A 22,574-nucleotide genomic window follows, 5' to 3' on the forward strand; every position below is an offset into this window, starting at 1 on the left:
CGGAGACACACCATGAGCCTCGAACGCACGCTCACCGTCCGCGTCGCCCGCATCTCGCGGCAGACACCGGAGATCCTCGCCTTCGAGCTGACGCATCCGTGGGGCCGCGCGCTGCCGGGCTACGAGGCCGGCGCGCACATCGACGTGCACATGCCCGGCGGCTTTTCGCGCCAGTACTCGCTGGCACGATGGACTTCGAATGCGCCGTCGAATGCCGCCTCGTATGTGATCGGCGTGAAACGCGAGGCCGCGAGCCGCGGCGGCTCGGCTTCGATGCACAAGCGCGTGCGCGAGGGCGACCTGCTGGCGATCAGCGCGCCGCGCAATACCTTTCCGCTGCGCGAGGAGGCTCGGCACCACCTGCTGGTGGCCGGTGGCATCGGCATGACGCCGCTGCTGGCCATGGCACAGGCGCTCGCGGCACGCGGCGCGGACTTCACGCTGTGTGTGTTCGCGCGCAGCGAAGAGCATCTGGCCTTCTCCGACGCACTGCGCGACCCCGCGCTGGCGCCCCACCTGCGCCTGCATCTCGATCAGGGCGATGCCACCCAACACATCGACCTGCGCGCGCTGCTGGCCGAACGCACGCCGAACACGCACCTCTACGTCTGCGGCCCCGGCGGCTTCATGAAGGCCGTGCGCGACGCGGCCGCGCGCTGGCCCGAAGATGCGCTGCATGCGGAATACTTCGCCGCGCCGACGGATGCGCACACGGGCACCGGCCTGCCCTTCACGCTCAGGCTCGCACAGCGCGGCATCACGGTGCCCGTGGCGGCCGACCAGACCGCCGTCGACGCGCTGCATGAAGTCGGCATCGACATTCCGGTGTCGTGCCAGCAGGGCCTGTGCGGCACCTGCGTGGTCGAAGGCGACGGCGAAGGCGCGGAGCACCGCGACTTCTGCCTTACGGGCTCCGAGCGGCGCACGAGAGTGGCCCTGTGCTGCTCGCGCGCCAAGGGACAGGAACTGGTGCTTCAGCTGTGAACGCGCGGCCCGCCATCGGCACCGAAGAAGGCGACGGCGAAGCCCCCGCCACGAGAGGCCGTTCGCGCAAGTACACCCAGGTGCTCGGCCTCATCAACCAGGCGGCCATCGAAGTGTTCGCGAGCGAGGGACTGGCCGGTGCATCGACGCAGGCGATTGCCGACAAGGCCGGGCTTTCGAAGGCGCAGCTGCACTACTACATCGAGAGCAAGGAAGCGCTCTACCGGCAGGTGCTGCAGGACATCCTCAACGACTGGATCGTGGTGTTCGGCTTTGCCGACGAGGCCTTCGGCCCGCGCAAGGTGCTGGGCGACCTGATCCGTCGCAAGATGGTGTTCTCGTTCGAGCACCCTTTGCGCTCGCGCATCTTCACCGCCGAAATGATGCGCGGCGCGCCGGTGCTGGGCAGCATGATGGACACGAGCAAGCAGCGCACCGACCAGGCCGCCGCGGTGATCCAGAACTGGATGAACCAGGGCCTGATGGACAAGGCCGACCCGATGCTGGTGCTGTTCCACATCTGGGCGGTGACGCAGTTCTACGCCGACCACGCCACGCAGGCGGCTTACTTCCGCAATGCCGCACAAGACGGCGACGACAAGGACCGGCGCTACCTGATCGAGCAGGTGACCGGGTTCCTGCTCAAAGGCGCGGGGGTCAAATAGCGCGGTGCTGCGGCAGGTACATGGTGGCTTCCACCTCCACCAGAACTTCGTCGCCCGGCAGGAAGCGCGACACCTCGACCACCGTGCTGACCGGCGGTTCGCCCGGATAGAACAGCCCGCGCACGCGGTTGTAGAACGCGTAGTGCGGCAGGTGGCGGAAGTACTGCACCAGCTTCACCACGTCTTCCATCGTGCCGCCATGCTCGGCGGCAATCTGGCGGATGCGTTCGAGCACGAACCAGCTCTGCGCGACGATGGGCGCTTCGAAAATGTCGACCGACATCTGGCCCGTGGCGTAGCCCACGCCCTGCAAGGCCGTGCGGGCTTCCTCGGGAATGGCGTCGTAGCCGGCCACCGCGCGTCGCGTGGCCGGATCGACCGCGACCACGCCGCTCATGAAAACGAAATCGCCCACGCGCTTGGCGGCGGCGTAGTTGGCCATTGGCTTGCCCATGCTCATTGTGTTTGCTCCAGAATTCGGCCGGCTCGGATCACGGTGCGTCGGCGCCCGCGCGGGCCGATGAGCTCATGCTCATCGGTGGCCGCGAGCAGCACCAGGTCGGCGGGGCAGCCCGGCGCGATGCGGCCGTCCCACGAGAGACCGAGCGCCTTCGCGGGGCTGACGGTGATTGCATCGAACCATTCGCCAGCGGGCGCGAGGTGCGCCATCTGCACGCCGAGACCGAAGGTTTCGAGAAGATCGTAGCTGCCATAGGGATAGAAGGCGTCCTGCACGTTGTCCGTTGCCAGGCTCACACGCAAGCCCCGTGCCGCCGCCTCGTGAATGCGCGTGATGCCGCGCGGCACGGGCGTGCGGCCCCAGGCGCCCTGGAGATAAAGGTTGGTGGTCGGCAGCGCAACGATGTGAAGGCCGGCACCGGCGCACAGCGCCAGCGTTTCGTTGGCCACCGTATCGTCCTGCATGGCCAGCGAGCAGCAGTGGCCGCAGACCACGCCGCGCCGGAACTCGCGCGCACGCATCAGTTGCGCGATGCTGCGCAGGCCGCTCGCGTCGGCATCGAGACCTTCGTCGACATGAAAGTCGAGGCCCAGGCCATGGTCTTGCGCCAGGTCGAACACGCGGCCCAGCTTGTGCACCAGGCCTTCGTTGCGATACACGAAAGCGCCCAGCGTACCGCCCGCGCGTTTGACCTCGCGTGCAATGCGCTCGCCGGCAGCAAGGTCCGCAAACAGATCCAACGGCGTGAGCGAGACGAATTGCAGTTCGATGCGGCCGCGCCATTCTTCGCGCAGCGCCTCGAACACCGCCAGCGCGGCAGGCGGCTCGCCCTGTACCCAATCGATGTGCGTGCGCAGCGCGCGCGTGCCCGACTGCCAGGCCTCGTGCAGCGCGCGCTCCATGCGCGGGCGAAGCGTTTCACCGGTCCAGCCCGCGCGGTGCTTGTCCATGCGCTCGATGGCCGCGAACAGGTTGCCCTGCGCCGCGCCCACTTCCTGCACGGTGTAGTTCTTGTCGATGTGCGCGTGCGCCTCGACCAGCGCGCTCAGCAAGGTGCCGCGTGCATGCGCCTGCGATGCGCTCGGCGCGATGGCCTGCACGCGGTCACCGGAAAGCGTGACGTCGAAGACCTGCGCACCGCCGGCGGCAAAGCCTCGCAGCCGCGGCGGAATGCGCAGCGACTCGAGCTTCATGCGCGCTGTTGCAATGCCCGTAGCCAGCCCAATCCGGCCGAGGTGCCGCCGGGCTCCGAGCCGCGGCGCGGCCGGTATTCGCAACCGACCCAGCCCTGCCAGCCGCATTGCGCCGACACCTCGTCGATCAGGTCGAACAGGTACGGATAGTTCTGTTCGCCGATGTCGGGCTCGTGGCGCTCGGGCACGCCGGCAATCTGGATGTGGCCGACGCGGCCGGTGGGCAGGTACTTGCGGATCTTCATGGCCACATCGCCTTCGACGATCTGGCAGTGGTACAGGTCCATCTGCACCTTGAGATTGGGCGCGCCCACCATGTCGACGATTTCGTGCGCGTGGTCTTGCCGGTTGAGGAAGAAGCGCGGAATGTCGCGCGTGTTGATCGGCTCGATCAGCACGTCGCGACCGGCCTTGGCCGCCTCGGCCGCGGCCCAGCGCAGGTTGTCCACGTACACGGGCTGCACGGCCTCGCGTTCCAGGCCTTCGGGCACGAGGCCCGCCATGATGTGGATGCGCGGGCAGTCGAGCGCCGCGGCGTAGTCGATGGCCGTGGCAATGCCTTCGCGGAATTCGGCATCCCGGCCCGGCAGGCAGGCCAGCCCGCGCTCGCCGCCGTCCCAGTCGCCCGGGGGGGCGTTGAAGAGCACCTGCTGCAAGCCGTTGTGCTTCAGGCGGGCTGCAAGTTCACGGCGCTCGTAGGGGTAGGGGAAAAGATATTCGACTGCCTTGAAGCCGTCTTTCGCGGCGGCTTCGAAGCGGTCAAGAAAGTCGAGCTCCGGATAGAGCATCGAGAGGTTGGCGGCGAATTGAGGCATGGCGTGTTTTTACTACTACCAGCGCGCACCGAATGTGCGGCGCAGTTCATCGATCTGTTCGTTGTTCAGCGGCTCAGGCTTGACTGTGCCGGTGAGCAGGTGGAGCTTCGCGGTTTCTTCGAGTTCCTCGAGCACGGCCATGGCGGTGGCCGGCGTCTCATGCCACACGTTGGGACCGAGGCGTTCGAGCATCACGGCGCGAATCGGCGTGCCGGCCGCGCCGTGGCGTTCGATGGCTTGTGCCACCAGTTCGGCCGCTTCGGGCGCGCCGGGGCGGTGATAAGGAATGAGCGGCACGTGGCCGACCTTCATCACGAAATACGGGGTGAGGGCGGGCAGGAGTTCGTCGCCTTGTGCGTTCAGCGTGAGCGCAACGCAGTGCGTGCTGTGCGTGTGGATCACGCAGGCCGTGTTTGCATCGAATTTGCGTGCGGCAGCGTAGATGCGCGTGTGCAGCGCGATGGTCTTGCTGGCGCGGTCACCGCTGGTCTGCTGGCCTTGCGTGTCGAGTTTGGCCAGGCGCGCCGGGTCGAGAAAGCCAAGGCAGGCATCGGTCGGCGTGATAAGGAAGCCGTCGTCGAGCCGCACGCTGATGTTGCCTGCCGTCGCATGCACATAGCCGCGTTCGAACAGGCTGCGGCCGACGCGGCAGATTTCTTCGCGGGCTTCTTTTTCTTTCATGTCAGTTCTTTTTGTGCGCTGCGGTTGGGCCGTATTCGAGGCGTTGTTGTCCAGAGCGGGTGCACAGGCCACCGGGTACTCCCCTCCGCGAATGTCCCCCGGCTTCGCCTCCTCCTTTATTTCGCTGCGGGGAGCACCCGATGCCCTGTGCACTGGGGCACGCTGCTGGTGTACCGCCAATCAACCACCGCTCTTTGCAACGCTCACGTCGATGGGGTGCCTTGCGCAGCGAAATAAAGGAGGAGGCCGCAGGCCGGGGGACATTCGCGGAGCAAGGTACCCCGTCGGCGGGAGCGCGCCACGAACGTGCTCGAACGCTGAGTTTGAACATCATGCAAGCCCTGTAAATGCCTTGGTGAAGAAATCGTCGCCCCCAAAGTTGCCGGACTTGAGCGCAATGTGCACAGGCGTACCCTGCGCAACATCGGTGCGCGCATGACACCACGGCACGCCGGGGTCGATCTGCGGACCGATCTGCATCTGCGCAATGCCCAGCGCCTGCACGCACGCGCCCGAGGTTTCGCCGCCTGCCACCACGAGCTGGCGCACACCGCGTTCGACCAAGCCGCGCGCAATGGCGGCGATGGTGCGCTCCACCATCGCGCCGGCCTCTTCGACGCCGAGCCTGCCCTGCACCGATTTGACCGCACCGGCCTCGGCCGTGGAATAGACCAGCACCGGTTGCTTGTCGACGAGCGGCGTTGCCCACGCCAAGGTTTCCGCAGCGACATCCACACCCGCGGCGATGCGCAGCGGATCGATGGCCAGCGCCGCGCCGCCGCGCTGGATGAAGTCGAGCACCTGGCGGTTGGTGGCGAGCGAGCAACTGCCCGACACCACCGCGCGCAAACCGCCGGCCGGTGGCAATGCGCTGGCTTGCGACGACGGCGCAAGGCCGAAGTTGGCCGGCAGCCCGATGGCGACGCCCGAACCTGCGGTGACCAATGGCATCTTCGCGATCGCCGGACCGAGGCGCAGCAGATCGTCGTTCGACACCGCATCGACGATGGCGATCGACACGCCCTCGCCTTTCAGTTGTTCGATGCGCTCCGTGACGGCCGCCGCGCCGCGCGCCACCACCGCATGGTCGATGAGCCCCACCTTGCGCTTGCACTGCGCCTGCAGCACGCGCACGAGGTTCGGATCGGTCATCGGCGTGAGCGGATGGTTCTGCATGCCGCTCTCGTTGAGCAGCACGTCGCCCGCGAACAGGTAGCCCTTGAACACGGTGCGCTTGTTGTCCGGGAAGGCGGGTGTGGCAATGGTGAAATCGCAGCCCAGCGCTTCCATCAGCGCTTCGGTCACCGGGCCGATGTTGCCCTGCGGCGTGCTGTCGAAAGTGGAGCAGTACTTGAAGTAGATCTGCTGCGCACCCTGGGCCTGCAACCAGCGCAGCGCATCGAGCGACTCTGCGATGGCTTCGGCCGGTGCGATGGTGCGCGACTTGAGCGCGACCACTACTGCATCGACCTGTGCATCGAGCGGCGCTGTGGGGACACCGATGGCCTGCACCACGCGCATGCCGGCGCGCACGAGGTTGTTGGCAAGGTCGGTCGCGCCGGTGAAATCGTCGGCAATGCAACCGAGCAGCAGCTTGGGCATTGCTCAGTCCTTTGCTGCCACAGCCAGCTTCACGGCCTGCGGGTTCTCGCGCACGTAGTCGCGCAGGATGGCGTCGAAGCTCGCGTCCGCCTTCAGGCCCAGCGCCTCGGCGCGCGCCGCATGAATGCGGCTGGGCCAGCTGGTCACGATCTTGGCGATGTTCGCATCGGGCTCCCAGTCGATCAACGCCGTGGCTTCTTTGCCGGCGATGCGTTCGAGTGCCTCTGCCATTTCGCGCACGGTGGTCGTCAGCGCGGGCAGGTTGACTGCGGTGCGCGCCCCCCACTCGGCAGCGCTGGCCGTGGCCGCGCGGAGGATGCCCGCGACCGTGTTGCCGGGCGATGCGAGGGCGACCGCTGTCTCGGGCGCCACCGGGCAGCGCGCACGTTCGCCGGCCAGCGGCTCGCGCAGCATGCCGCTCAGGAAGCTGGAGGCCGCGCCATTGGGCCGGCCCGGCCGCACCGACACCGTCATGAGCCGCACGTTGCGGCCCTGCACGAAACCCTTGCGCGTGAAATCGGCCACGAGCTGCTCGCCGATGAACTTCTGGATGCCGTAGCTGTTCTGCGGCGTCGGCAGCGTGGTGTCTTCGATCACCGCGGGCAGGCGCTGCTCGGGCGAATCGCCAAATACCGCCACCGAACTGGAGAACACGAACACCGGCGCATGGCCCGCGCGGCGGCAGGCATCAAGCAGGGCGCGCGTAGTGTCGAGATTGCTGCGCATGCCAAGGTCGAAGTCGGCCTCGCATTCGCCGCTCACGGCGGCAGCGAGGTGGAACACGGCGTGGGTATCGGACAGCGGCAGCGCGCCGTTGACAGCCTGCTCGTGCAAGTCGCCCTGCACGAACTGCACGCGGGCGTCGGCCTGCAGATCGGCCGGCGGCGGCACGCGGTCGGCCAGCGTGATGCGCGCGACGGGCTGGGCCACGCCGCCGGCCAGCGCCAGCGGGCCGCTTGCGAGCAGCGTGCGCGCGAGCCGTGCGCCGACGAAACCGCAACCTCCGGTGATGAGAATGTTCATGGTGCTTGTCTTCTTTCTTCAGGCTTTCTTGTCGGCAGCCGGCAGTTCGATGCCGGGGAAAATCTTGATGACCGCGCTGTCGTCCTCGCGCGCAAAACCCGCGGTAGAGGCCTGCATGAACATCTGGTGCGCAGTGGACGAGAGCGGCAACGGAAACTTGCTGGCGCGCGCCACGTCGAGCACCAGGCCCAGGTCCTTCACGAAGATGTCGACGGCCGAGAGCGGCGTGTAGTCGCCAGCGAGCACGTGCGCCATGCGGTTTTCGAACATCCAACTGTTGCCCGCGCTGTGCGTGATCACCTCGTACAGCGCGGCCGGGTCCACCCCTTCGCGCAGGCCCAGCGCCATGGCCTCGGCCGCCGCGGCAATGTGCACGCCGGCCAGCAACTGGTTGATGACCTTGACCTTGCTGCCCGCCCCCGCGCGCTCTCCGAGACGATAAACCTTGGCCGCCATGGCGTCGAGCACGGCGCCGGCTTTTTCATAAGCCGCCGGGGTGCCGGCGGTCATCATCGTCATCTGCCCACTCGCGGCCTTGGCGGCGCCGCCGGAGATCGGCGCGTCGAGGTACAGGATGCCCTGCGCGGCCAGGCGCGCCTCGAGCGCGACCGACCAGTTCGGATCGACCGTGGAGCACATCACGAACAGACTGCCGGGCTTCATCGACGCCGCGCAGCCGGGCGTGGTGCCGTCGCCGAACAGCACCGACTCGGTCTGCGCCGCATTGACGACCACGGAAACCACGATGTCGCACTGCCCGCCGAGCGCTGCCAGCGTCTCGCAGGCCACGCCGCCGTCGCGCGCAAAGGCGTGGGCCACGTCGAGCCGCACGTCGAATACGTGCGGCTCATAGCCCGCGCGGCGCAGCGATTGCGCCATGCCGCTGCCCATCGCGCCGAGGCCTACGACGCCGACGATGGGGGTGTTGGTGTTGTTTGTCATGTTGCCGTTCTCCGATCAGCGATTGACGAGCTGCTTGGGCGTGAACCACACGCCGATGGCCCCGAGCACCAGCGCCGCGGCCAACACGTACATGCCGATTTGCGTGCTGCCGGTGAGATCTTTCAGGTAGCCGATGAGGTAGGGGCTTACGAAGCCCGCAAGGTTACCTACCGAATTGATGACCGCAATGCCCGCTGCCGCGGCCGTGCCCGAAAGGAAAGCGGTGGGCAACGACCAGAACAGCGGCGCGCAGGTGAGCACGCCGGCTGCGGCGAGCGAAAGAAACGCGAGCGACACGACCGTGTTCTGCGTGTAGGAGGCTGCGACGGTGAACCCGATGGCGCCCATCAGCGCGGGCACGATCAGGTGCCAGCGGCGCTCCTGCCGGCGGTCTGCGCTGCGGCCGAAGAGGTTCATCGCGACGATGGCGCAGATGAACGGAATGGCGCTCAGGAGGCCGATGTGCAGGTTGCCCTTCACGCCCGTCGCCTTCACCAGCGTGGGCAGCCAGAAGGTCAGCGCGTATTGGCCCATGACGAAGGCGAAGTAGATCAGCGCCATCCACCACACCCGCGCGTCGCGGAACATGGCGCCCACCGAGTGCGGCCCTTTGGCGCCGTGCGCCTGGTCGCGCTCGACCTCGCGCTGCAGCAGGCTCTTTTCCTCGGGCGAGAGCCAGCGCGCATGCTGGATACCGTTGTCCAGGTAGACCAGCACCATGACGCCGACGATCACGGCCGGAATGGCTTCGATGATGAACATCCACTGCCAGCCTTCCATCGACGACACGCCGTGGAAGGCATCCATGATCCAGCCCGAAAGCGGATTGCCGAAGATGCCCGCCACCGGAATGGCCGACATGAAAACCGCGATGATGCGCGCGCGCCGATGCGCCGGATACCAGTGGGTGAGATACAGGATCACGCCGGGATAAAAGCCCGCCTCGGCCACGCCGAGCAGGAAGCGCAGGATGTAGAAGCTGGTGGGCGTTTCCACGAACACGAAGCAGGCCGAGAGCAGGCCCCAGGTGATCATGATGCGTGCAATCCAGATGCGCGCGCCCACGCGGTTGAGCAGCAGGTTGCTCGGCACTTCGAACAGGAAGTAGCCGAGGAAGAAGATGCCGGCGCCCAGGCCGAACACCGTTTCGCTGAAGCCGAGGTCTTGCCCCATCTGCAGCTTGGCAAAGCCCACGTTCACGCGGTCGAGGTACGCGACCACGTAGCAGAGCATCAAAAAGGGAACGAGGCGCCAGAACACCTTGACGTAGGCGCGCTTCTCGAGCGCAACGTCGGCCTGCATGTCGGCAGTGGCAACCAAGGGTGCCTGGAGTGTTGAATTCATTGGAAGGTCCGTTTGAATGAGGAACCGGGGTGGTGCGGATTGCTTCTGCGGCACCGCCCTTTGATTTGTCAGGTCATCATACAAATCTGAGTCGACCTACTTTCCTCGGGTAAACCCGCAAGCTACACCTCGTTTCCTTTTCTTATTTCTCTTCTCTACTTGCCCGCGGGCCAGCCTTCGACCAGCGGCCGCGCGAGTTGCGCGCCCTCCTGCTGCCAGAAGGCGGGGTCGGCCTGCTCGATGCGGCGAATGGCGTTGTCCATGTGGGACTTGGCGGCCTCCCGGGCGCGCAGCGGGTCGCCGGCCTCGATGGCTTCCACGATCTGCGCGTGCTCTTGCGCAACCTCGCGCGCAAAGTCTGCGCGGCGCGCTTCGTTGGCGCGCGTGACACGCGTGGCGCCATGCAGGAACTGCCGCAGGTACTGCAGCGTGCCGATCAGGAAGGGATTGCGCGCAGCCTCGGCGATGGCGCGGTGAAAGCGCACGTCTTCGTCGGCACCGTTACCGCCCGCCGCCACCGCGGCATGCAACGCCTCGATGGCATTGCGGATGCGCTGCACGTCTTCAGGCGTGCGCCGCTCGGCGGCCAGCGCGGCCACTTCGGCTTCGAGCGCGCGGCGCAGCTCGACCATCTGGATCACCGCCTCGCGCGAGGCCACATGCGGCATCTCGAAGCGCAGCGGCTCGACGCCGGCCGCGCGCACATACACGCCGCTGCCCTGGCGCGAATCGAGCAGCCCCAGCGACTTGAGCCGCGAAACCGCTTCGCGCACCACGGTGCGGCTCACGCCGAATTGTTCGGCCAGCGCGGCCTCGGTCGGCAGACGGTCGCCTTCCGACAGGCGCCCGCTGCGCACCTCGGCCGCCAACGCATCGGCCACCTGGTCGGCAAGGCGGACGGTGGGGGCGACGGATTGAAAACGTGCGGTCATGAACGCGTGTGGCGGTGGGCTGCGACTCTAACGCAGGCCCCTGCGCTGAACTCCTAAAACTTAAGGGTTACACATCATTGACGAGTGTTGTTCTGGCGCTCCTTGGACGTGTGAAAAATCTGACGATTCCTCTCCCAATCTGCACGTTTCCATTGATTTTGACATTCGTTAACTCTTTGTAACGAGAAAATCCACACTCGTCGGCGCCAGTGCCGACGGATCAGCACGCCTTCCGAAGCGGCGTGCATTGCTGTCACGCAGAGAGATCAGGGAAGAGCGATATGAACAAGAATTTGCACCGCATTGTGTTCAATGCGAAGCGCGGGCTGCGCATGGTCGTTCAAGAAACGGCCAAGAGCACGGGCCGGGGCTCTTCCAAGGCCACCACCATTGCAAGCGGTGCATTCGCCGCCGGTGCCGCAACTCTGGCGCCCATGCTGGTTGGCGCAGCGCTCGCGGGCAATGAATGTTGATTCAGATCAAGAGAAACACGGAGCTTGAGAAAATTTTCAAGCGACTGTCTCTGCTCCCTGTGGAGCGACAGATGGTATTCGCCACCTTTTGCGCACAGGTGTTCTATAGGAATATTGAGATCCGAATCGAAGAGGTCGATTTCCCGAAAAGGATCGATCTAAAAGAGCAGCTGGCGGACCTGTGGGATCAGTTGATCAAAAAGAAGGTCACACTCAGTTTTGACTATCAGAGCATGGAGGATGGAATGATTTCATTGATGGATGAAATCTATTCCTACCCCGAATCCATCGGCAAGCCCAATCCCGTTGACTCTGTTTTCCGATCTTCCGTCTTCGCGTTTATCTCGGGATTCTCCTTCTTCCTGGGTCGCGGCGACTGGAAGCAGCTCTTTTTTGTCGTCCATGATGGAGTCGGCGGCAAAGTTGAGTCTCTTACAACGCAAAAAATGGGATGGGAATCCCTTTCGCGTGATGACTACTTGCAGTTCCCCGTCTTCGGGCAGGCAGTCGCAGATCTTGAGTGGGTGTTGAAGAAGCTTGAACTGACGCCCACCAGTTGGCTTGCCGAAGAGGAAGTTCGGCAGATTCGAGACTACTCCTTTATTTGCAAGACATTTGTTGTGAATGAGATTTATTATGAGGAATAAATTCCCAACTCAACCAGAAATCTGATTCTATTTTTCCTGGGTTTTCCTAAGGTTTGTTTTGTGAAATAAAATGTTAAGTGGGAGGGGAATTAAAAAGATGCAATCAAGTAGGCATCCCTGTTGCCGTGGAGGGCGTTTGGATTACCTGCCTCATTGGACTATCACCCTATTCATGGGCCCAGTCCTCCACCACCCCCAACCCTTCGTCGAACAGCAACGCCAGCAGGAACGCGAACGGGCCTTGCGCGAGCAGAACGAGCGCACCGTCGACCAGCGCCCTCAGGCCGCACCGTCCGCACCGGTGTCGGCGCATCGCTCGATGAAGCCCGCGGCAGCAATGAACTCTGGCGCCCGAAGTTCAAGAGAATCGTCTACACGACGAAAAATAAATCTTCGAAGTTCAAAGAGTCGGAAACCACCGTGGAACTGGACGCACAGAAAGATGGTTTGCTGCGCACCCGCGAAATCTACAGTTCGACCTTCAATGTCCAGCGGCTCATGCTCGCTCAGCTTGTGAACCTGAAGTCCCGAATGAATGCCTATTCCGATGGGCGGGTGTACGTTGCCAGAAACCTCAAACTGCCTCTGCCCGCTACCCTTCAACCGGGCTCCGTGATCAATTTCTCGACAGACGCCGAGTACGTTCCAAAGCGAGTCGGGGACGCGCCGATGCACTTTTCGTGGAAGTGCGAAGCCAAAGACCGCTATGACGCCAGCAAGATATTCCCCACGTTGACTGGCAAGGTGGTTCCGCTTGCATGCGAATCGACGGGCTCAGTAGCAGGACAAACACCAAGGCATTCATCGAAGACCTCGGCATCGTTTTCGATCTGGCGGCGGAGTCGTCTCTTACTGGATCTTATTCTTCCGTATTCACGCGCTTTGAAGTCGAGCGCGATAGCCAGTGATGTTCAGTGTTACAGGCACGAATCCATCAACCGCAACCTGCAGGAAAAGCCATGGTGACTATTGTTCGACCTCCTCCCGATGAACCCAAAGATGGGGTGGGCGGGTGGCTCATGTTCCTCGTGGTGAACCTCACGTTGATCACTCCAGTGTTCGGCGTGTTGATGAATTTCAACGAACTGGGGATCGTCGAAAATGCCAATCCCATTCTCCGCACCATATCTGTATGGGCCACGTACAAGCAGTGGCACTGGGGCCTTGTGTTGGTATCGATGACAGCAAGTGTTTTGGCGGGACTGGGGCTTTGGAAGTCAAGGCAACCAAGGGCTGTCCGTGGGGCAATTTTCGTTCTCTGGCTCTTGGGACCAGTCACCTTCGCGGTACTGACCTTTGGATTGCCTGCAATTTTTTTCGGGAAAGCAGCCGTAGCGCAACTCCCTCTTTCAGAATTTTTCGGCCCCGCCATCCGCGCTCTTCTTCCGACGCTCATCTGGACGCTCTATCTGACGTTCTCCGAGCGCGTTCGCCTGACCTACTACATGCCCGCGACGACGTGAATTCAAATGCAAGCGCGTCAGGCGCGCTCAGCCCGGGACCTTCGCAGACGTCCTGGGCCGCCGAACTCTCTCCAGCTACGTAGAAACCAACGCATACCGCGCCGCCCGCGCAATGCTCCCCGCATCTACCCCAAAGAACTCCCGCAGCGCCGCCCGCGTATCGCTGCGACCGAATCCATCCGTTCCCAGCGTGAGATAGCGGCGGCCTTCGGGCAGGAAGGCACGCACGCTCTCGGGCACGGCGCGCACGTAGTCGGTGGCGGCGATGATCGGGCCCTGTCCGGCACCAAGTTGCTGCGCGACGAACGGCACACCAGCATCTTTTTCACCCGCGATCGCGCGCTGCTCGCAAACCAAGCCATCGCGCGCAAGTTCGCTCCAGCTCGTCACGCTGAACACCTCGGCCTCGATGCCTTCGTCGGCCAGCAGCTGCGCAGCCTTGACAACCTCGGTGAGGATGGCGCCCGAGCCCATGAGCGTGACGACCTTCTTCGTTTTCGACTTGCTTGAAGCAGCCGGCGCGTACACGCCGAATCGATAGCACCCGCGCAAGATGTCCGCCTCCGCACCCTCGGGCACATCGGGCTGCGCGTAGTTCTCGTTCATGAGCGTGACGTAATAGAAAACGTCCTTCTGCTCGACCATCATTTCGCGGATGCCCGCATCGACGATGACCGCCATCTCGCCCGCATAGGCCGGGTCATAGGCTTTGCAATTGGGAATGGTCGCGGCCACGAGGTGGCTGCTGCCGTCCTGGTGCTGCAGGCCTTCACCGCCGAGGGTGGTGCGGCCCGAGGTGGCGCCGAGCAAGAAGCCGCGCGCACGCTGGTCGGCCGCGGCCCAGATGGCGTCGCCCACGCGCTGAAAGCCGAACATCGAGTAGTAGATGTAGAAGGGCAGCATCGCCAGGCCGTGCACGCTGTAGCTGGTGGCGGCTGCCGTCCAGCTGGCAATGGCGCCGGCTTCGCTGATGCCTTCTTCCAGAATCTGTCCGTCGGTGGCTTCGCGGTAGCTCAGCACCGAGCCGATGTCTTCGGGCGCATAGCGCTGGCCCACGCTCGAATAGATGCCGACCTGCTTGAACAGGTTGGCCATGCCGAAGGTGCGCGCCTCGTCGGCCACGATGGGCACGATGCGCGGGCCCAAGGCCTTGTCTTTCAGCAGGTTGCCGAGCATGCGCACGAAGGCCATGGTGGTGCTCATTTCCTTGCCGGCCGCCGCTGTCGCGAATTGCGCGTAGCTTGCGATGTCGGGCTTGGGCACGACGTCGCATGCGGTCTCGCGGCGGGGCATGGCGCCGCCGAGCGCGGCACGGTGGCTGCGCAGGTATTGCATCTCGGCGCTGTCTTCGGGCGGGCGGTAGAAGTCCATCGCAATGGCCTGCGCATCGGTCAGCGGCAGGTTGAAGCGGTCGCGGAATTCGAGCAGGTCGACGTCGCCCATCTTCTTGTGCGAGTGCGTGGTCATCTTGCCCTGCGCGGCGCTGCCCATGCCGTAGCCCTTTTTGGTGTGGGCGAGGATCACTGTCGGTTGACCCTTGTGCGCGGCCGCCGCGGCATAGGCGGCGTATATCTTCACGAGGTCGTGGCCGCCGCGCTTCAGGCGGTCGATCTGCTCGTCGGTCATGCCTTCGGCCAGGCGCGCGAGTTCGGGGTTCTGGCCGAAGAAGTTGTCGCGGTTGAAGCGGCCGTCCTTGGCGGCGAAGGTCTGCATCTGGCCGTCGACGGTGTGGGCGAACACGCGCGCCAACGCGCCGCTCACGTCCTGCGCGAACAGGCCGTCCCAGTCGCTGCCCCACACCAGCTTGATGACGTTCCAGCCCGCGCCGGCAAAGAGCTTTTCGAGCTCGTCGATGATGCGGCCGTTGCCGCGCACCGGGCCATCGAGGCGCTGCAGGTTGCAGTTGACGACCCACACGAGGTTGTCGAGCTTCTCGCGCGCGGCAAGCGTCAACGCGCTCATCGATTCGGGCTCGTCCATCTCGCCGTCGCCGAACACGCCCCACACCCGTCGCTTGTCGACGGGTGTTCCATCCTCTTTGCGGCCTTCCTCGCAGTCGAGCAGGTTGCGGTGCGTGAGGTAGCGCATGAAGCGCGCGTGGTAAATCGAGCTGATGGGGCCGATGCCCATCGAGCCGGTGGGAAACTGCCAGAAGTCCGGCATCAGGTAGGGATGCGGATAGCTGCTCAAGCCGCGTGCGCCGCTGCCCTGCGTGAAGGCGGGTGCGGTCAGTTCCTGGCGGTAGTGCTTCAGGTCTTCTTCGCCGAGGCGGCCTTCGAGGTACGCGCGGGCATACACGCCGGGCGCGCTGTGCGGCTGGAAGAACACGAGGTCACCGCGGTGCGCACCTACGCCCGAGTCCTTGCGCGCATGGAAGAAGTGATTGAAGCCGGTCTCGAACAGGTCTGCCGCACTGGCATAGCTGGCGATGTGGCCGCCGAGTTCACCGTACGCCTGGTTGGCCTTGGCCACCATCGCGAGCGCGTTCCAACGCATCAGCGAAGCCAGGCGCTCCTCGACGGCCAGGTCACCCGGGAACGGCGGCTGGTCTTCCACCGCAATGGTGTTGACGTACGGCGTCGCGAGTTCGGGCTGCCATCCGATGCGTTGCTGCCGCGCAAGCCGGGCGAGCTCCACCAGCATCTGTCGCGCACGCTGCGGCCCGTGCGTTTGCGCCAGCGCCAGGAAGGCATCGCGCCATTCGGCGGTCTCTGCGGGATCGGGGTCGTGCGAGAGCGGCGTGTCGAGCAGCAATGCGCGCATCTGGTCGGATGAAATCGGGGCGTTCATGCCGGCACTTTAGGCCGCAACGACAAGAATTAGCTACGGGTGCGGGCATATCCATGGCGGCAGCGCAGCATAAAATTCCGCAAATTCAACCGGAAGCCGCATTTCATGCAACTCGACACCATCGACCTGCGCATTCTCGACGAGCTGCAACGCGACGGCGCGCTGTCGAATGTGGAGCTGGCGCGCCGCGTCCAGCTGTCGCCTTCGCCTTGCCTCGCACGCGTGAAGGCGCTGGAAACTACCGGCGTGATCGACCGCTACGTGGCGCTCGCGAACGCGAAGGCGCTGGGCCTGGGCCTCAATGTGTTCATCTCGATCAGCCTCACGACGCAAAGCAAGCAGTCGCTCGCCGACTTCGAGCAGCGCATTGCCGAGCACGACGAAGTGATGGAGTGCTACCTGATGACGGGCGACAGCGACTACCTGATTCGCATCGCCGTGGCCGACATGGCGGCGCTGGAGAAATTCATCCTGGAACAGCTCACGCCGATTCCAGGCATCGAAAAGATCCGCTCGAGCTTTGCGCTCAAGCAGGTGCGGTACAAAACGGCGCTGCCGTTGCCCCGCTAGCTCGCTGGGCTACCCCGGGTTGCATGCAACCCGGGGTAGCGGTCAGCGCAACCGATCAGAGGCCGATCAGGCCGCCGTCGTCCTTGGTGATGACGACCGTGGCCGAGCGCGGGCGGGCGGTGCCGCCTTCAGGCCAGTGGCTGCCGAACTTGGTCGGGTCGCTGATGTTCGCCGCAGCAGTTGTTTCACCCGGGTGCTGGATGTTGACGAACAGCGCACGGCCGTCGCCCGATTCGGCGATGCCGGTGATCTCACAGTCCTTCGGGCCGACCAGGAAGCGGCGCAGGCCGTCGGTGCCGGGCGCCTTGCCGACGAAGGTGGCCTGCGTCGCGCTGGTGGCGCCGTCGACGTTGGTGATCGTCTTCGCCGCGCCGTCTCCCACCTGGCCCGGCAGTGCCGCGAGCATCATGCAGTTGGTCACGTCGGTGTACTTGCCGTCGTCGGTCTGCAGCCACAGCAGGCCGGCTGTCGCATGGCTGAACCACATGCCGTCGGGGCTGGAGAAGTCGTTGTCGGCAACCAGGTTGGACAGGTTGACGTCGGCCGATGCCGTCGAGCGCGCACCGAACAGGTAGACGTCCCAGTTGAAGCTGACGGCCGCAGGGTCGCCGCCAGCGTCGGCAAAGCGAACGACGTGGCCGTTCGGGTTGCCCTTCTGCGCCGTCTGGGCCACGCCCTTGGGGTCGTTGTAGTAGCGCGGGTTGGCGGCATCGGTCGTGCTGATGGTGCGCGCGGCGTTGTTGGTGAGGGTGAGGTACACGTCGCCGTTCTTCGGATTGACGGCGGTCCACTCGGGGCGGTCCATCTTGGTCGCACCGGCAACGTCGGCCGCGAGGCGCGCGTTGATCACCACGTCGGCCGCATCGGCGAAGGCGTAGGTCGCGTTGCCGGAGGTGATGCCGTTCACGCCCAGCGAGAGTTCCAGCCAGTTGCCGGTGCCGTCGGCGTTGAAGCGCGCGACGTAGAGCTTGCCGTCGTCCATGTACTTGTCGCCGGCCGCAATGCCGCCGCCGATGTCGGCCGCGTCCCAGGCCTTGGCGGAAACGAACTTGTAGAGGTACTCGTTCTGCGAGTCGTCGCCCATGTACCAGACCAGCGGCTTGCCGACCACGACCGGGCCGAGGCAGGCGCCTTCGTGGCCGAAGCGGCCGAGCGCGGTGCGCTTCTTGGGCGTGCTGGCCGGAGCGAAGGGATCGATCTCGACCACCCAGCCGTAGGTGTTGGCACCGTTGCGGAAGTCGTCGGTGGCGGTGGCGCCGGTCACTTGGGTGTTCCAGCGGCCGTAGATGTTGTCGGTCGTGTCGGGCGTGACGGTGGCCCACAGTTCGCGCCCGGTGCTGGCAACGCCGTAGCGGGCGAACGAGGTGATTTCCTTCGCCGTGCGGTTGGGGTTGTCGGTGGCGGCAATGCGGCGGAAGTAGCCGGCCCAGTTCTCTTCGCAGGTCAGGTAGGTGCCCCAGGGCGTGGTGCCGTTGGCGCAGTTGTTGAGCGTGCCGCGGGTCTTGCTGCCGTCGGTCGAATACTTGGTCTTCAGGGAGTCGGTCTTGGCGGCCGGGCCCGAGAACGCCATTTCGGTGAGCGTGTGAACGCGGCGGTTGAAGTTCGAGTCCTGCTTGTAGCTCCAGGCGCTGCCGTTCTTGTTGACCTCGATCACGCTCACGCCGTGCAGATAGAACTCGCGCAGCACTTCGTCCGCCACGCTGCGAACGGCCGCGTTGCCCGTGCCGACGATGGTCTGGCCCGTGGGGTGCAGGAACAGCGGCGTGATGGCTTCGTGGTTCATCGTGAGCAGGCCGCGCGTGGCACTGGCCGGGGCCCACTTGTTCGCGCCGTCCATGCCGAAGAAGGTCATGCCGTCGTGGTGGTCGCCGGCACGGCGGTCATAGGTGGCCGGGGCATCGGTGCCGTCGTTGGCATAGGCCGGCACGCCGGTTGCAATCGGGTCGCCCAGGCGATAAAGCACGCTGGCGGTGTAGCCGGCAGGCACGCTCACCACGTCGTCCAGGCTCTTCGCCACGGCATTGAAGTTGAGCTTGAGCGCTGCAGGCGCCGGTGCCGGCGGAGCGGGTGCGGGCGGCGGCGGTGCCGGTGGTGCGGGAGCCGGTGCAGGAGGCAGCACAGGGAAGCCGACGCCCCCGCCGCCGCCACCACCGCCGCATGCCTGCAGCAACGCGGTGCCGGCCGTGCCGACGCCCAGGCCGAACAGGTGGCGGCGGCTCAGGCGCGACGCGATCAGGTCGGTGAAAGAGGGATTCGAAGTGGGGTTGGTGCCGATGTCGTCGAGATCGATCGAAGGATCGTCGCTGCGGGAGTTTGCGGTCATGCGCAATATCTTTCGTGGGTTGAACAAGAAATCAACCCGCGAAGGTAGTCAGTTCGCATGACACCCGCGTGAAACGCTCAGCCTCCGGTCAGCCGCGCTCACTCACCCTCCGACCGGCAGCTGACAGCCAGTCAGGGCGCCGGCATTTGCCTCGGCCAGAGGGCCCACAGGCGCAGCGACTGGTTCATGCTCGCAGCCAGCCGGCCGGCGTCCGCGCCGGTGCCCGCAAAGTAGTCCGCACGCACGGCGCCGACGATGGCACTGCCGGTGTCCTGCGCGACCACCAGCTTCTGCAACTGCGCAGCGGGGCCGCTCGACGCGAGCCACACCGGCGTGCCGTACGGAATGCTCTCGCGGTCGACCGCGATGGAGCGCCCCGCCGTCAGCGGCACGCCCTGCGCACCGCGCGGACCGAACGCCGCATCGAGCTCGCTCATGGTTTCTTCACGGAAGAACACATAACGCGGATTGCTCCACAGCAATTGCGACACGCGCTGCGGGTTCTGCGCGGCCCATGCCTTGGTGTCGTCCGGCCATTTGCCGACCTTGGCCACGCCTTGCGAAATCAACCATTGCTGCACGCTCTTGTAGGGCTGCTCGTTGGTGGCCGAAAACGCCACGCGCACGGTGCGCTGCACGCCGTTGGCTTCGGTGATGCGAAGGCGCCCCGAGCCCTGGATGTGCAGCATGAGCGCGTCGATGGGGTCGGCCATCCATGCGATCTCGCGGCCGCGCAGGGCGGCCTGGGCTTCGGGCAGGGTTTCGATCTCTTGCCGGGTGTACCAGGGACGGCGCGGCACCAGCCCTTCGGGCGCCTGGTAGATCGGAATGCTGAAGGTGGCGCTGGGCACGCGCGAGGCGTCGTACACCGGCTCGTAGTAGCTCGTGAGCTTGCCTTCGCTCGAGCCTGCGAGCGACTCGACCCGGTAAGGCTGGAGCCTGTCGGTCATCCACTGGCGCTGCTCTTCCGGCGTGGCAATGGCCAGCTGGCGCACGTCGCGGCACAGCGGTGCAAAGGCGGCATTGGGGCGCGCGCAGTTGGCAAGCAGCGCAATCCAGGCTTCGTGCAGCGGATCGTCGCCGAAGCCCGGAAGCTCCGACCAGCCAACGGGCACCCATCGGCTCTTGGGGTGCGCCAGCGATCCGGTCAGGGGGCCGAGGTCGCGCGGAGGCGTCACGGTGGGGCGTGCCGGCGTTTCCGGCGCGCGCGGGCTGAGCGAGCAGCCCGCCATCGTTGCTACGATCGCGAGCCCTACCAGCCACTGGAGTCCATTTCTCATGGGATTGATTTTGCTTGAAGCCCTCGGGGCGGGGCTCGTGCTCATATTGATCGTCTGGTGGACCATGTTTTCCGGTCGAAAAAAGGGTGAACTGCACGACGAAGACAAAGCCGCCGATGACGACGAATCCGCGGAACGGCACACCCCGCCAAAACAGTGAGCTTGTTGCGTAGCCCGAAGCCGTCGCGGTATGTCGGAGAAGAAGCCATTAGCTATTACTTTAGTAGCAATCATCGCAGTATTCATCGGCATAGCCGAAGGTTTTCTTATTTTCCAGAGATCGGGAAGGTCGTACCATCGCATGCTTGCCGAAGCTAAGCTGTGGCCCGCCTGATTCATCCTTGAAAGGGAATGCCATGAAAAAATTCGTACTCGCCACCACCGCCGCCGCTCTCGTCCTGTCCGGATGTGCCGGCGGCATGACCGACACCCAGCGCAACACCGGCATCGGTGCCGGCATCGGCGCCTTGGGCGGTGCAGCCATCGGCTCGGCCACCGGCGGCAACCGCGGCGCCATCGGCACCGGTGCCGTGGTCGGTGCCGCAGCCGGCGCGCTCGGCGGCTACCTGTGGTCGCAGCGCATGGAAAACCAGAAACGCCAGATGGAAGCCGCCACGCAGGGCACCGGCGTGGCCGTGACGCAAACTCCGAACAACGAACTCAAGCTCGCCATTCCGAGCGACGTGTCGTTCGACGTGGGTCGCGCCAACATCAAGCCCAACTTCGCGCCGGTGCTCGACCAGTTCGCGGGCGGCCTGCGCAACAACCCGAACGCCGAGGTGCGCATCATCGGCCATACCGACAGCACCGGCTCCGACGCCATCAACAATCCGCTGTCGGTCGATCGCGCCGCCAGCACGCGCGACTACCTCGTGGCGCGCGGCGTGAGCGCAGCGGCCTTCCGCATCGAAGGCCGCGGTTCGCACGAGCCGGTGGCCGACAACAACAGCGATGCCGGCCGGGCGCAGAACCGCCGCGTCGAAATCTATGTGGGCGAGCGCGCGCCGCGAGGCTGACCGGATCGACCGATAAAAGATAAATACAGATAAAAAAGAAAAAGCCGGCCGGGCGGGAGCGGCCGGCACCCATCGCTATCGTTTCAATGTCAACCAAGAAGAGGGAAAAATTCATGAGGAAGTTTGTTGTTTCGGGTGCGGCTGCGGCCGCATTGTTCGTTGCGGGGTGCGCCTCGCAATCGCCTGCGCCGGGTTCTGCGACCGCACCGGCGGCACAGTCGGCCGCGCCTTCCAACAGCTGGACCGCGCGCCTGGCGTCGCTCAAGACCGAGCTGGAAAATTCCACCAAGGGCACGGGCGTGGTGATCGAGCAAACCGCGGACAACCAGCTGCACCTCGTGATTCCCAACGAACTCTCGTTCGACGTGGGTCGCGCCAATGTGAAGCGCAATCTCGCCCAGGTGCTCGACAAGGTCGCCGAAGGCCTGCGCAGCGCCACCGCGGCCAGCGTGCGCGTGGTGGGCCACACCGACAACACCGGCAGCGAAGAAGGCAACGAGCGCCTCTCGGTGAGCCGCGCCGACAGCGTGCGCAACCACCTCGTGGCCCGCGGCGTTTCGACCACGGCCATCACCACCGACGGCCGCGGCTCGCGCGAGCCCCTGGCCGACAACGGCACGCCCGCAGGCCGCGCCCAGAATCGCCGCGTTGAAATCTTCGTGGCGGAAAAGGCCTGAGACGGCGGAGGGCGCTCGAGCGTTAAGGCGCTAGAGATCCCGCAAGCGGTTGGCCAGCTCGACCGCTGATTTCACTTCCATCTTTTCGAACACGCGCGCGCGGTGGACTTCCACCGTGCGCACGCTGATGGCCAGCTGATCGGCAATCAGCTTGTTCGGCAGGCCTTCGACCACGAGCCGCATCACGTCGCGCTCGCGGTCGGTAAGTTCGGCAATGCGGTCGACCAGGCTGCGCCGCACGCGCTGCACTTCGAGTGCCCGAAGCGAAGCACCCAGCGCCTGCTCGATGCGGTCGACCAGCGCGTTGTCCGAAAACGGTTTCTCGCAAAAGTCGAAAGCGCCGCGCTTCACAGCGTCGACGGCCGTCGGCACGTCGGCGTGGCCGGTCAAGAAAATGACCGGCATGGCGGCCAGCAGGCCGCGTTCCGCGAGCCGGTCGAACAGCACCAGCCCGCTGGTGCCAGGCATCCGCACATCCAGCAACAGGCACAGCGGCTGCTGGGGCAACGGCCCTTCGGCCAGGCGCTGCTCGAAGGCCTCGGCACTCGCGAAATGCTCGCTCTCGAGGCGGCGCGAACGCAGCAGCCAGGCCAATGCCTCGCGCACGCTGGCGTCGTCGTCCACGATGAAAATGAGGCCGTCGATCAGCGGTTGCATGTCAGTCGTTTCAAAAATATGGCCGCGGCAAACCTGC

The 22,574-nt window shown here is 65.1% G+C and carries 24 protein-coding genes; 10 read left to right on the plus strand and 14 right to left on the minus strand.

What is annotated here, in order from left to right; translation table 11 throughout:
• The first annotated feature begins 12 nt into the window (after positions 1 to 12).
• The gene (locus ABIC94_RS01155) at positions 13 to 984 is read left to right on the plus strand and encodes a PDR/VanB family oxidoreductase (RefSeq protein WP_354370726.1); all 972 of its coding nucleotides are present in this window, start codon (positions 13 to 15) and stop codon (positions 982 to 984) included.
• Entirely contained in the window at positions 981 to 1,649 is a 669-nt protein-coding gene (locus tag ABIC94_RS01160; protein WP_354370728.1) for a TetR family transcriptional regulator C-terminal domain-containing protein, read from the plus strand. The genes ABIC94_RS01155 and ABIC94_RS01160 overlap by 4 nt, the downstream gene beginning before the upstream one ends.
• Here ABIC94_RS01160 and ABIC94_RS01165 read toward each other — a convergent pair.
• From ABIC94_RS01165 to ABIC94_RS01205, 9 genes are all read right to left on the minus strand, one after another.
• Positions 1,642 to 2,109: a RidA family protein gene (locus ABIC94_RS01165; RefSeq protein ID WP_354370729.1), complete on the minus strand. Its 468-nt coding sequence runs from the start codon at positions 2,107 to 2,109 to the stop codon at positions 1,642 to 1,644. The two genes, ABIC94_RS01160 and ABIC94_RS01165, sit on opposite strands and share 8 nt — an antisense overlap.
• A complete protein-coding gene (locus ABIC94_RS01170) occupies positions 2,106 to 3,302 on the minus strand; it encodes an amidohydrolase family protein (RefSeq protein ID WP_354370731.1) in 1,197 nt (398 codons plus the stop codon). Before ABIC94_RS01170 ends, ABIC94_RS01165 begins: the two co-directional genes overlap by 4 nt.
• Positions 3,299 to 4,117 carry a 2-oxo-tetronate isomerase gene (otnI, locus tag ABIC94_RS01175; protein WP_354370732.1) on the minus strand — a complete coding sequence of 273 codons (819 nt, stop codon included), beginning with the start codon at positions 4,115 to 4,117 and terminating at the stop codon, positions 3,299 to 3,301. Before otnI ends, ABIC94_RS01170 begins: the two co-directional genes overlap by 4 nt.
• A gap of 15 nt (positions 4,118 to 4,132) precedes the next feature.
• A complete protein-coding gene (locus ABIC94_RS01180; RefSeq protein ID WP_354370734.1) occupies positions 4,133 to 4,798 on the minus strand; it encodes a class II aldolase/adducin family protein in 666 nt (221 codons plus the stop codon).
• 330 nt (positions 4,799 to 5,128) lie between these two features.
• Positions 5,129 to 6,400 (minus strand): 3-oxo-tetronate kinase, encoded by a 1,272-nt coding sequence (otnK, locus tag ABIC94_RS01185; protein ID WP_354370735.1) that lies wholly within the window; start codon positions 6,398 to 6,400, stop codon positions 5,129 to 5,131.
• Between the two features lie 3 nt (positions 6,401 to 6,403).
• Positions 6,404 to 7,423 (minus strand): D-erythronate dehydrogenase, encoded by a 1,020-nt coding sequence (denD, locus tag ABIC94_RS01190; protein ID WP_354370737.1) that lies wholly within the window; start codon positions 7,421 to 7,423, stop codon positions 6,404 to 6,406.
• A gap of 18 nt (positions 7,424 to 7,441) precedes the next feature.
• Positions 7,442 to 8,365, minus strand: a complete 924-nt coding sequence (ltnD, locus tag ABIC94_RS01195; protein WP_354370738.1) for an L-threonate dehydrogenase — start codon at positions 8,363 to 8,365, stop codon at positions 7,442 to 7,444.
• Between the two features lie 15 nt (positions 8,366 to 8,380).
• Complete coding sequence (locus ABIC94_RS01200) at positions 8,381 to 9,709, minus strand: MFS transporter (RefSeq protein ID WP_436317909.1); 1,329 nt, start codon at positions 9,707 to 9,709, stop codon at positions 8,381 to 8,383.
• Between the two features lie 155 nt (positions 9,710 to 9,864).
• Positions 9,865 to 10,641, minus strand: coding sequence for a FadR/GntR family transcriptional regulator (locus tag ABIC94_RS01205; protein WP_354370739.1), 777 nt, complete (start codon positions 10,639 to 10,641; stop codon positions 9,865 to 9,867).
• Positions 10,642 to 10,922: 281 nt separating this feature from the next.
• Between ABIC94_RS01205 and ABIC94_RS01210 the strand changes: the two genes are divergently transcribed.
• Both ABIC94_RS01210 and ABIC94_RS01215 read left to right on the plus strand, forming a co-directional pair.
• The gene (locus ABIC94_RS01210; RefSeq protein ID WP_354370740.1) at positions 10,923 to 11,114 is read left to right on the plus strand and encodes an ESPR-type extended signal peptide-containing protein; all 192 of its coding nucleotides are present in this window, start codon (positions 10,923 to 10,925) and stop codon (positions 11,112 to 11,114) included.
• Positions 11,108 to 11,761 carry a hypothetical protein gene (locus ABIC94_RS01215; RefSeq protein ID WP_354370741.1) on the plus strand — a complete coding sequence of 218 codons (654 nt, stop codon included), beginning with the start codon at positions 11,108 to 11,110 and terminating at the stop codon, positions 11,759 to 11,761. Before ABIC94_RS01210 ends, ABIC94_RS01215 begins: the two co-directional genes overlap by 7 nt.
• Positions 11,762 to 11,927: 166 nt before the next feature.
• On the opposite strand, the gene ABIC94_RS01220 is transcribed toward ABIC94_RS01215, so the two are convergent.
• On the minus strand, positions 11,928 to 12,074 hold the full coding sequence (locus tag ABIC94_RS01220) for a hypothetical protein (protein ID WP_354371421.1): 147 nt from the start codon (positions 12,072 to 12,074) through the stop codon (positions 11,928 to 11,930).
• A gap of 107 nt (positions 12,075 to 12,181) precedes the next feature.
• Here ABIC94_RS01220 and ABIC94_RS01225 point away from each other — a divergent pair, with 107 nt between their 5' ends.
• Together ABIC94_RS01225 and ABIC94_RS01230 are read left to right on the plus strand one after the other, a co-directional pair.
• On the plus strand, positions 12,182 to 12,727 hold the full coding sequence (locus tag ABIC94_RS01225; protein ID WP_354370742.1) for a hypothetical protein: 546 nt from the start codon (positions 12,182 to 12,184) through the stop codon (positions 12,725 to 12,727).
• Positions 12,721 to 13,224, plus strand: coding sequence for a DUF2569 family protein (locus ABIC94_RS01230; RefSeq protein WP_354370743.1), 504 nt, complete (start codon positions 12,721 to 12,723; stop codon positions 13,222 to 13,224). The genes ABIC94_RS01225 and ABIC94_RS01230 overlap by 7 nt, the downstream gene beginning before the upstream one ends.
• Before the next feature lie 75 nt (positions 13,225 to 13,299).
• Here ABIC94_RS01230 and mdeB read toward each other — a convergent pair whose 3' ends face one another.
• The gene (gene mdeB, locus ABIC94_RS01235) at positions 13,300 to 16,014 is read right to left on the minus strand and encodes an alpha-ketoglutarate dehydrogenase (protein ID WP_354370744.1); all 2,715 of its coding nucleotides are present in this window, start codon (positions 16,012 to 16,014) and stop codon (positions 13,300 to 13,302) included.
• A gap of 105 nt (positions 16,015 to 16,119) precedes the next feature.
• Between mdeB and ABIC94_RS01240 the strand changes: the two genes are divergently transcribed.
• Positions 16,120 to 16,584, plus strand: coding sequence for an Lrp/AsnC family transcriptional regulator (locus ABIC94_RS01240; RefSeq protein WP_354370745.1), 465 nt, complete (start codon positions 16,120 to 16,122; stop codon positions 16,582 to 16,584).
• Between the two features lie 55 nt (positions 16,585 to 16,639).
• Here the strand turns inward: ABIC94_RS01240 and ABIC94_RS01245 are convergent, their stop codons facing one another.
• Together ABIC94_RS01245 and mltA are read right to left on the minus strand one after the other, a co-directional pair.
• Positions 16,640 to 18,907, minus strand: coding sequence for a PhoX family protein (locus ABIC94_RS01245; protein WP_354370746.1), 2,268 nt, complete (start codon positions 18,905 to 18,907; stop codon positions 16,640 to 16,642).
• A 131-nt stretch (positions 18,908 to 19,038) separates the two neighbouring features.
• Positions 19,039 to 20,187 carry a murein transglycosylase A gene (gene mltA / locus ABIC94_RS01250; protein WP_354370748.1) on the minus strand — a complete coding sequence of 383 codons (1,149 nt, stop codon included), beginning with the start codon at positions 20,185 to 20,187 and terminating at the stop codon, positions 19,039 to 19,041.
• Between mltA and ABIC94_RS01255 the strand changes: the two genes are divergently transcribed.
• The 3 genes from ABIC94_RS01255 to ABIC94_RS01265 all read left to right on the plus strand — a co-directional run bounded on the left by ABIC94_RS01255 (position 20,186) and on the right by ABIC94_RS01265 (position 21,880).
• On the plus strand, positions 20,186 to 20,347 hold the full coding sequence (locus ABIC94_RS01255) for a hypothetical protein (RefSeq protein ID WP_354370749.1): 162 nt from the start codon (positions 20,186 to 20,188) through the stop codon (positions 20,345 to 20,347). The two genes, mltA and ABIC94_RS01255, sit on opposite strands and share 2 nt — an antisense overlap.
• A gap of 196 nt (positions 20,348 to 20,543) precedes the next feature.
• Complete coding sequence (locus ABIC94_RS01260) at positions 20,544 to 21,203, plus strand: OmpA family protein (protein ID WP_354370750.1); 660 nt, start codon at positions 20,544 to 20,546, stop codon at positions 21,201 to 21,203.
• A 113-nt stretch (positions 21,204 to 21,316) separates the two neighbouring features.
• Entirely contained in the window at positions 21,317 to 21,880 is a 564-nt protein-coding gene (locus tag ABIC94_RS01265; RefSeq protein WP_354370752.1) for an OmpA family protein, read from the plus strand.
• A 30-nt stretch (positions 21,881 to 21,910) separates the two neighbouring features.
• Here ABIC94_RS01265 and ABIC94_RS01270 read toward each other — a convergent pair whose 3' ends face one another.
• A complete protein-coding gene (locus tag ABIC94_RS01270) occupies positions 21,911 to 22,537 on the minus strand; it encodes a response regulator transcription factor (protein ID WP_354370753.1) in 627 nt (208 codons plus the stop codon).
• Positions 22,538 to 22,574: the final 37 nt, after the last annotated feature.

Origin of the sequence: Variovorax paradoxus (genome assembly GCF_040544635.1) — a bacterium.
GTDB classification, from domain to species: Bacteria; Pseudomonadota; Gammaproteobacteria; order Burkholderiales; family Burkholderiaceae_C; genus Variovorax; species Variovorax paradoxus_R.